The organism is Streptomyces sp. NPDC055078 (genome assembly GCF_053607985.1).
This window is the reverse complement of the sequence record NZ_JBSGUP010000380.1, coordinates 1-7,987: the sequence shown is the minus strand read 5'-3', so window position 1 is coordinate 7,987 and position 7,987 is coordinate 1. Positions and strand designations below refer to the sequence as shown.

General features: G+C 73.0%; 7 protein-coding genes. 6 read left to right on the top strand and 1 reads right to left on the bottom strand.

The annotated features are described in order from the left end of the window. Nucleotides 1-189 precede the first annotated feature (189 nt). From ACWF94_RS26645 to ACWF94_RS26635, 3 genes are all read left to right on the top strand, one after another. The gene (locus tag ACWF94_RS26645; RefSeq protein WP_453493531.1) at nucleotides 190-801 is read left to right on the top strand and encodes a hypothetical protein; all 612 of its coding nucleotides are present in this window, start codon (nucleotides 190-192) and stop codon (nucleotides 799-801) included. A 448-nt stretch (nucleotides 802-1,249) separates the two neighbouring features. Then, nucleotides 1,250-2,023: a cyclase family protein gene (locus ACWF94_RS26640; RefSeq protein WP_453493528.1), complete on the top strand. Its 774-nt coding sequence runs from the start codon at nucleotides 1,250-1,252 to the stop codon at nucleotides 2,021-2,023. Further along, nucleotides 2,020-3,657 (top strand): thiamine pyrophosphate-binding protein, encoded by a 1,638-nt coding sequence (locus tag ACWF94_RS26635; protein ID WP_453493525.1) that lies wholly within the window; start codon nucleotides 2,020-2,022, stop codon nucleotides 3,655-3,657. Before ACWF94_RS26640 ends, ACWF94_RS26635 begins: the two co-directional genes overlap by 4 nt. A gap of 151 nt (nucleotides 3,658-3,808) precedes the next feature. On the opposite strand, the gene ACWF94_RS26630 is transcribed toward ACWF94_RS26635, so the two are convergent. Continuing rightward, the gene (locus ACWF94_RS26630; protein WP_453493522.1) at nucleotides 3,809-4,804 is read right to left on the bottom strand and encodes an ABC transporter substrate-binding protein; all 996 of its coding nucleotides are present in this window, start codon (nucleotides 4,802-4,804) and stop codon (nucleotides 3,809-3,811) included. A 139-nt stretch (nucleotides 4,805-4,943) separates the two neighbouring features. On the opposite strand from ACWF94_RS26630, the gene ACWF94_RS26625 reads away from it, so the two are divergent. The 3 genes from ACWF94_RS26625 (at nucleotide 4,944) to ACWF94_RS26615 (ending at nucleotide 7,931) form a co-directional block, all read left to right on the top strand. After that, nucleotides 4,944-5,996, top strand: a complete 1,053-nt coding sequence (locus ACWF94_RS26625; protein ID WP_453493519.1) for a FecCD family ABC transporter permease — start codon at nucleotides 4,944-4,946, stop codon at nucleotides 5,994-5,996. Continuing rightward, complete coding sequence (locus ACWF94_RS26620) at nucleotides 5,993-7,039, top strand: FecCD family ABC transporter permease (protein WP_453493517.1); 1,047 nt, start codon at nucleotides 5,993-5,995, stop codon at nucleotides 7,037-7,039. The genes ACWF94_RS26625 and ACWF94_RS26620 overlap by 4 nt, the downstream gene beginning before the upstream one ends. 61 nt (nucleotides 7,040-7,100) lie before the next feature. Further along, on the top strand, nucleotides 7,101-7,931 hold the full coding sequence (locus ACWF94_RS26615; protein ID WP_453493533.1) for an ABC transporter ATP-binding protein: 831 nt from the start codon (nucleotides 7,101-7,103) through the stop codon (nucleotides 7,929-7,931). The last annotated feature ends 56 nt before the right edge of the window (nucleotides 7,932-7,987 follow it).

Genomic DNA, 7,987 nt, shown 5'->3' with positions numbered 1-7,987 from the left:
GTCCGGGCCGGTATGTGTTCCGTTGGCCGCTTCGCCCCTTGGCCCCCTCGGCGGCACCGGCACTGGCACCGGCACCGGCCCGCGAGCCCCCGCCAACCGGCGGAGACTTCCGGGCCGGCGCGGCGTGGCGTCCTGCCGGGGCCCGATGGGCTCGGATGCTGATGGTCCCCCGACCGTGCAGGAGCGGCCATGGACGACCCCAGCGCTGACCAGGCCGGCCGATCGGCACCCAGGGACGCGAGCCAGGGCAAGCCCGGCCAGCCGGGAGTCATCGGCATCGCGCTCGCCGCCGTGCTGTCGGCCGCACTGGCGCAGGGTTCCTGGGAATGGTTCTCCACCTACATCGGGGTGACGCTCCTCGTCCTGGTCTTCACCTTCTACCGGCCGCCGGCCCGGACGCCCGGCCCCGGATCCGACTACCGGTGGAGCATGGCCGCGTACTCGATGGTCATCGGTCTGTGCGTGGCGATCGCGCTGGCCCCCGCGATGCAACGGTGGGCGTGGCTGTTTCCGATGCCGGGCACGCGTGACGGTTGTCCCGGCCTCGGCCGGTACGAGGCCATCCACGCGGAGGCCGAGCTGGCGGACCTGGCCGGTCGCGACCCCGCAGCCCTGGCCCACGCGCAGCGGGTCGGGAGTCGCGAGGCCGTCGCCGACTGCCTGTCGGCGACCACGACCCGGTGGCTGCCGGTGTACGGGGCGGGGGCGGCCGTACTGGTGGGTCTGGGTGTCTGGTCCATCGACCGGGCCCGGGTGAGGAAGGCGACGGCCGTGGCCGGACGGACCCCTCCCCGGAGCTGAGCGGGCGGGCGCGACGGCCCAGGGGAGAGAGGGAGGGCGCGCGACGGCCCAGGGGAGAGGGGGAGGGCGCGCGACGGCCCGGGGGAGCGCGGCTGCCGGAGCCGCGGCCGGGCGCCGGGCGGCGGTCTCGGGACGCACCGGCTCCGGGGAGTGATGTCTCGTATTATTGACGCACGTCACGGAAACGATACGATGGGTCGGCGGCCGTCACGGGAGAGGGATCGGCTGCGGGGCCCTGCGCTCTCCCCGCACCACCGCGACAGCCGTCCGACAGGGAACCCGTGGTCGCAGCGATCGCCCGGTACCGTGCGGTCGGTGCACAGCGGTGACCGCGCCGGTCCCTCCGCGGGGTGGTGTCCCGGGGGTCCCGTGCGGGTCTTCGTGTCCCGTCGACGCGCCGCAGGGTGATCGCGTGGTTCCGTATCCGTCGCAGCAGCGAGGAGTCATCATGACCGTACTGACCGATCTTGCCGGGGCTCTCCTTTCGGGGCGGATCGAGGTGGTCGATCTCACCGCGCCGCTGTCGCACCGGACGCCGGTCATCGCGCTGCCGCCCGAGTTCGGCCAGACGCAGCGGTTCGAGCTGGAGGAGATCAGCCGGTACGACGACCGGGGGCCGGCCTGGTACTGGAACAACTTCCGCAGCGGGGAGCACACCGGCACCCACTTCGACGCCCCCAACCACTGGGTCACCGGCCGCGACGGGCAGGACGTCTCCGAGGTGCCGGTGGACCGGCTGGTCCGGCCCGTCGTCGTACTCGACTTCGCCGACCGGTGTGCGGAGAACCCCGACTTCCTGCTGGAGGTGGACGACATCCGGGCGTGGGAACGGGAGAACGGGCCGCTGCCGGACGGCGGCTGGATGATCTACCGCACCGGATGGGACGCGAGATCGTCCGGGCAGGAGGAGTTCCTCAACGCGGACGAGACGGGTCCGCACACCCCGGGCATGAGCGTCGAGTGCGCCCGCTGGCTCGCCGAGGATTCGCCGGTCATCGGGGTCGGGGTGGAGACGGTCGGTACGGACGCGGGCGCGGCGCACTCGTTCGACCCGCCGTTCCCGTGCCATGCGTTCCTCCTGGGCAACGGCAAGTACGGACTGACCCAGTTGCGCAACGTCGACCGGCTGCCGGCGACGGGCGCGGTCCTCATCGCCGGTCCGCTGCCCATCGTCACGGGCTCCGGCGCTCCGGCCCGTGTCCTGGCCCTGGTCGAGGCGTGAGCGGCGTGCTCACCGCCCGCGCGATCGGTCTCGCGCTCGCCCGGGCCGGTGTGGACCAGGTCTTCGGTGTCGTCGGCTCCGGCAACTTCCATGTCACCAACGCGCTGATCGAGGGCGGGGCGCGGTTCGCCGCGGCCCGGCACGAGGGCGGCGCCGCGACGATGGCCGACGCCTACACCCGGGTCAGCGGGCGGCCGAGCGCGGTCACCCTGCACCAGGGGTGCGGACTGACCAACGCGCTGACGGGGATCGGCGAGGCCGCCAAGAGCCGCACCCCGATGCTGGTCCTGGCCGCCGAGGCCGAGTCGCCGCGCTCGAACTTCTTCGTCGACCAGGCCGCCCTCGCGCGGGCGGTCGGAGCGGTCGCCCAGCGGATCACCAGTCCGGAGACGGCCGTGGAGGAGGCCATCGGCGCGCTCACCACGGCCCTGCACGAGCGCCGTACCGTCCTGCTCAACCTCCCTCTTGAGGTGCAGTCGCGGGACTGCCCCCCGCCCGGGGACATCAAGCCGCCGCCTCCGGCCGATCCGGTCGAGCCTGCCGAAGCCGATATCGCGCGGCTGGCGGAGGCGGTGGGACGCGCCGAGCGGCCGGTGTTCGTCGCGGGCCGGGGCGGGCGCCGTTACGCCGCCGAACTCCGGGCCGCCGCCGGGCGGGCGGGTGCGCTGCTGGCCGAGTCGGCCGTGGCCAAGGGGCTCTTCCACGCCGATCCCTGGGGCATCGGTGTCTCGGGGGGCTTCTCCTCACCCGCGACGGCCGAGCTGATCCGCGAAGCCGACCTGATCGTCGGCTGGGGCTGTGCCCTGAACATGTGGACGATGCGGCACGGCCGGCTCATCGCACCCGGCGCCGAGGTCGTGCAGGTCGACGACACCGCCGAAGCGCTCGGAGCCCACCGTGAGCTGTCGTTCGGCGTCCACGGCGATGTCGGCCGGACCGCCGTGTCGCTCACCGCGGCCCTGACGGCCACCAGGACCGGGTACCGCACCGAGCAGGTCCGCGAGCGGCTCCTGGCCGGTACGGCCTGGCGCGACCAGCCCTACGCCGACCTCTCCACACCGGAGCGCATCGACCCCCGGACCCTGTGCGTCGGCCTCGACGACCTCCTGCCGGCCGAACGGCTCGTCGCCGTGGACTCCGGGAACTTCATGGGCTACCCGTCGATGTTCCTCTCGGTGCCCGACGAGGCCGGATTCTGCTTCACCCAGGCGTTCCAGTCGATCGGGCTGGGCCTCTCCACGGCGATCGGCGCCGCCATCGCCCGGCCGGACCGGCTCACCGTGGCCGCGCTGGGGGACGGCGGAGCGCTCATGGCCGCCCAGGAACTGGAGACGGTCGTCCGGCTCGGGCTGCCGATGCTCGTCGTCGTCCACAACGACCGGGCGTACGGTGCCGAGGTGCACCACTTCGCCCCCGGCGGGCACCCCACGGACACCGTGGTCTTCCCGGACACCGATATCGCCGCCATCGGGCGCGGCTACGGCTTCGAGGCCGTGACGGTACGCACGCGGGGCGACCTGGACGCGGTGGCCGCCTGGCTCGCCGGGCCCCGGCGCCGGCCGATGCTCATCGACGCCAAGGTCGTCGGCGACAGGGGCGCGTGGTGGCTGGAGGAGGCGTTCCAGAGCCACTGAACCCCCATCGCCCCCCCGGGGGGGCACATCACCACCACGCCGCCGTGTCTCCGTATCGGCGGCGCCCCGCCCGGCCGCCGATCCTCCGGCGGCCGGGCGAAGTGCGGTGCGAGGGCGGCGGACAGGGCCGCGCGCGGGGCACGGGGGAGCGTCAGGGCTTGGCGGGGTCGACCTTGAGGATGCGGGCGATGTCGTCCAGCACCATATGGGCGCCCTGGACCGAGACCGAGGTCATCCAGGACTCGTCGTCGACCGCGTGGACATTGTTCCCGCGGACCCCGTCCAGGCGCTTCCACAGGGGGTTGGCCAGGAACTTCTTCTTGCGCTCCTCGCCACCGGAGTAGGTGGTGTAGAAGATCACATCGGCGTCCGCCTGTTCGATCTGCTCCTCGCTGATCTCCAGGTTGAACTGCTCGGGATCGCGCTGGTTCGCCGGCCGCGCGAGGCCCATGTCGCCGAGGATGATCCCGCTGAACGACTTGGGCAGATAGACGCGGGTCGGGCCGTCGAGGAAGCGGAGGATGGAGACGGTCGGGTTCTTGGCCTTGGCGTTGACCGCGTCGCCGATCTTCCGGGCGCGGGTCTCGTAAGCGGTCAACTGCTCCTTGGCGGCCTGCTCCGCGCCGATGCCCTTCCCCAGGAGGGTGATGTTGTCCTTCCAGTACGGGCCGGTCGACTTGACGAACACGGTGGGCGCGATCTCGCTCAGCTGCGCGTAGAGATCCTCGTGGCGCACGGTCGCGGAGACGATCAGGTCCGGCTTGAGGGCGGCGATGGCCTCCAGATTGGGGCTGTCGAGCGGGCCGACGTCCTTGGTGTTCTTGACCGCGTCGCCGAGGTAGGGCGGGAAGCCCTTCTGGTCGCGGTAGGAGCCGATGCCGCCGACGAGCGGCCCGTCGAGGGCCACGACGGCCTCGACCAGACTGTTGTCCAGGGCGACGATCCGCTTCGGCTTCGCCTTGATCTCGGTGCTGCCCTTGTCGTGCTTGATCGTTCGGGGGAAGCCGGCGGCGGACTCCGCGGCCGGGGCATCGCTCTTGTTCTTCGAACCGGAGTCCTCACCGCAGGCGGTGAGTCCGGCGGCCATGACGGCGGCGAGGACGAGGGCGCCGGCGCGGCCGCGTCGACGGGGGGTGAGGGTCAGCATGCGGTTGGATCTCCCGGCAGGACGGATGCTTAGGTGAGGCTTGCCTATATAAGGCTCGTGTGAGGATAGCTCCTGCTCCGGATGCTGCCTGCCCGGGGTCGATCGAATTCTCCATGGATGGGATGACTAGGTTGTGGCCGTGTCTGTGACAACCACCCCGGGGCCCGCGGTCCCGGTCGCCCCGCCGCCGAAACGGCCCGCCGCGCGGTTCGCGGTGCCGTTCGTGCTGCTGGGGCTGCTGCTCGTGGCCGTCTGCGCCTCGCTCGCCGTCGGGACGAAGCAGGTCCCGCTGTCCGACGTCCTCGCGGCGCTCGGCGGCGGTACGGAAGGCGACGCCGTCGTCGTACGGGAGCTGCGCATGCCGCGTACGCTGCTCGGGCTGCTCACGGGGCTGGCGCTGGGGGCGGCGGGCGCCGTCGCGCAGGACATCACGCGCAATCCGCTCGGCGATCCGGGGCTGATCGGGATCAGTGCCGGGGGCGCGTTCGCGGTCGCCGCGAGTATCGGCCTCTTCGGCCTGACCAGCTCGTACAGCTACGTCTGGTTCGCGTTCCTGGGCGGCGCGCTGGCCGGACTGCTGGCGTACGCCGTCGGAGGCAGCGGCGGCGGCGGGGCGACGCCCGCCAAGCTGGCGCTCGCCGGGGCCGCCGTGACCGTGCTGCTCGAAGCCTGCACCAACACGCTGGTGCTGCTCGACGTACGCACCCTCGACCAGTACCGGCACTGGGCGGTGGGCTCACTCGCCGGTCGGGACGGCGGTCTGGCGCTGCAACTGCTGCCGTTCATCGTCGCCGGACTGGTTCTCGCGCTCGCGGTCAGCGGCCGGCTCAACGCGCTCGCGCTCGGCGACGACCTGGCCACCAGCCTGGGCACCAAGGTCACCGCCACCCGGGCGCTCGGTGCGCTCGCGGTCATCCTGCTCACCGGCTCGGCGGTCGCGGCAGCAGGCCCGGTCACCTTCGTCGGACTGGTCGTCCCCCATGTCGTACGGGCGTTCACCGGCCCCGACGCACGCTGGCTGGTGCCCTGCTCGGCCCTGGGCGGGGCCGTGCTGATGCTGACCGCCGATGTGGTCGGGCGGATGGTGGCCCGGCCCGGGGAACTGGAGGCGGGCGTGGTCACCGCCGTCATCGGCGCCCCCTTCCTCGCCGTGCTCGTCAAGCGCGGCAAACTCAAGGAGCACACCCGATGAAGCTGGAGGCCGGACCCTTCGGCGTACGGCTGCGCCCGCGCGTCGCGCTCGTGATCGCCGCCCTCACGGCGGCCGGATTCGCCGTACTGGTCGCCTCGGTGTCCTTCGGCACGTACGCCATTCCGGTGGACGACGTCGTACGGGCCGTCATCGGCGCGGGCGGGGGCGAGGCCGATCTGATTGTGCATCAGCTCCGGCTGCCGCGTGCCCTGACCGCCCTCCTCGTCGGCGCGGCGTTCGGGGTCGCGGGCGCCGTCTACCAGGCCGTCACCCGCAACTCACTGGCCAGCCCCGACCTCATCGGCGTCTCGGCCGGCGCGGGGGCGGGCGCGGTCGGCGCCATCCTCCTCGGCGGGGTCACCGCCGCCGGGGCGGGCACCTTCGGCGCCGTCCCCTTCGGCGCGCTGACCGGTGCCCTGGTCACCGCCACCGCGCTCTACCTCCTCGCCTACCGGGGCGGGACCATCACCGGCTACCGCTTCGTCCTCGTCGGCATCGCCGCGAACGGCGCCCTGGCCGCCATCACCCGCTGGATGCTCGCCCGCGCCGATATCGACCAGGCGTCCCGTGCGATGCTCTGGCTCACCGGCAGCCTCAACGGGCGCGGCTACGACCATGTCCGCTGGGCCGGACTCGCGCTCCTCGTGCTGGTCCCGCTCACCCTCGCGCTGGCCCGCGGCTACCAGCTCCTCCAGTTCGACGACGACACCGCGCTCGGCCTCGGCATCCCCCTGCACCGGGCCAGGGTCGCCCTGCTGATCCTGGCCACCTGTCTGGCCGCCCTCGCCACCGCCGCCGCGGGGCCGATCGCCTTCGTCGCCCTGGCCGCCCCGCAGGTCGCCCGCCGCCTCACCGGCACCGCGGGCATCCCCCTGGTCACCAGCGGGCTCACCGGCGCGGTCGTGCTCCTGTTCGCCGACCTCGCCGGGCGGCTGGTGTTCTCACCGACCGAACTGCCCGTCGGCATCATCACCGGCGCACTCGGCGCCCCGTATCTGCTGCTGCTGCTCGCCCGCGCCAACCGGGCCGGAAAGGGAGGCTGATGTGACCACCCCCGCCGACACCCCTGTGACGACCGACACCCCTGTGACGACCGACACCGCTGTGACGACCGACACCCCTGTCACGGCCGACGCCGCGACCGCCGCGCTGGCGGGAACCGGACTGCGCCTCGGCTACGGGGACCGGATCGTCGCCGACGGCCTCGACCTGGAGATCCCCGAGGGCAGGATCACCGCGCTCGTCGGCCCCAACGCGTGCGGCAAGTCCACCGCGCTGCGCGCCCTGGCCCGCCTCCTGAAGCCGGCGGCGGGCGCGGTCCTGCTGGACGGGCAGGACATCGCGGACCTCGCGTCCCGTGACCTCGCCCTGAAACTGTCCCTGCTGCCGCAGGCGCCCACCGCCCCCGACGGCATCACGGTCCGCGACCTGGTGGCCCGTGGCCGCACCCCTCACCAGCGCTGGTGGCGTCAGTGGTCCTCCGCCGACGAGGCCGTCGTCGACCGCGCCCTGAAGGCCACCGGCACCGCCCCTCTCGCCGAACGCTCCCTCGACGAACTCTCCGGCGGTCAGCGCCAGCGGGTGTGGATCGCCATGGCCCTCGCCCAGAACACCTCCGTACTCCTCCTGGACGAGCCGACGACCTATCTGGACCTGGCCCACCAGGTCGATGTCCTCGAACTCATCGCCGACCTCAACCGCACCGACGGCCGCACCGTCGTCATGGTCCTCCACGAACTCAACCTCGCCTGCCGATACGCCGACCACCTCATCGCGATGCGCGACGGCAAGGTCGTCACGGCCGGCCCGCCCACGCGGGTCGTCACCCCGGAACTCGTCGAGGAGGTCTTCGACCTGCCCGCCACCGTGATCACCTGCCCGGTCGCGGGCACCCCCCTGGTCATCCCGGCCGGCGGACGTCGGCCTCCGGCCTGAACCGCGTCCGCTTCATCGGCCGACACTGCCCCCCGAACCGCCGGAGGCCGCAGGCG

Excerpts from the sequence above, each read along its gene's own strand:
- ACWF94_RS26645 (WP_453493531.1), top strand. The coding sequence starts at position 190 with ATGGACGACCCCAGCGCTGACCAGGCCGGCCGATCGGCACCCAGGGAC.
- ACWF94_RS26640 (WP_453493528.1), top strand. The coding sequence starts at position 1,250 with ATGACCGTACTGACCGATCTTGCCGGGGCTCTCCTTTCGGGGCGGATC.
- ACWF94_RS26630 (WP_453493522.1), bottom strand. The coding sequence starts at position 4,804 with ATGCTGACCCTCACCCCCCGTCGACGCGGCCGCGCCGGCGCCCTCGTC.
- ACWF94_RS26620 (WP_453493517.1), top strand. The coding sequence starts at position 5,993 with ATGAAGCTGGAGGCCGGACCCTTCGGCGTACGGCTGCGCCCGCGCGTC.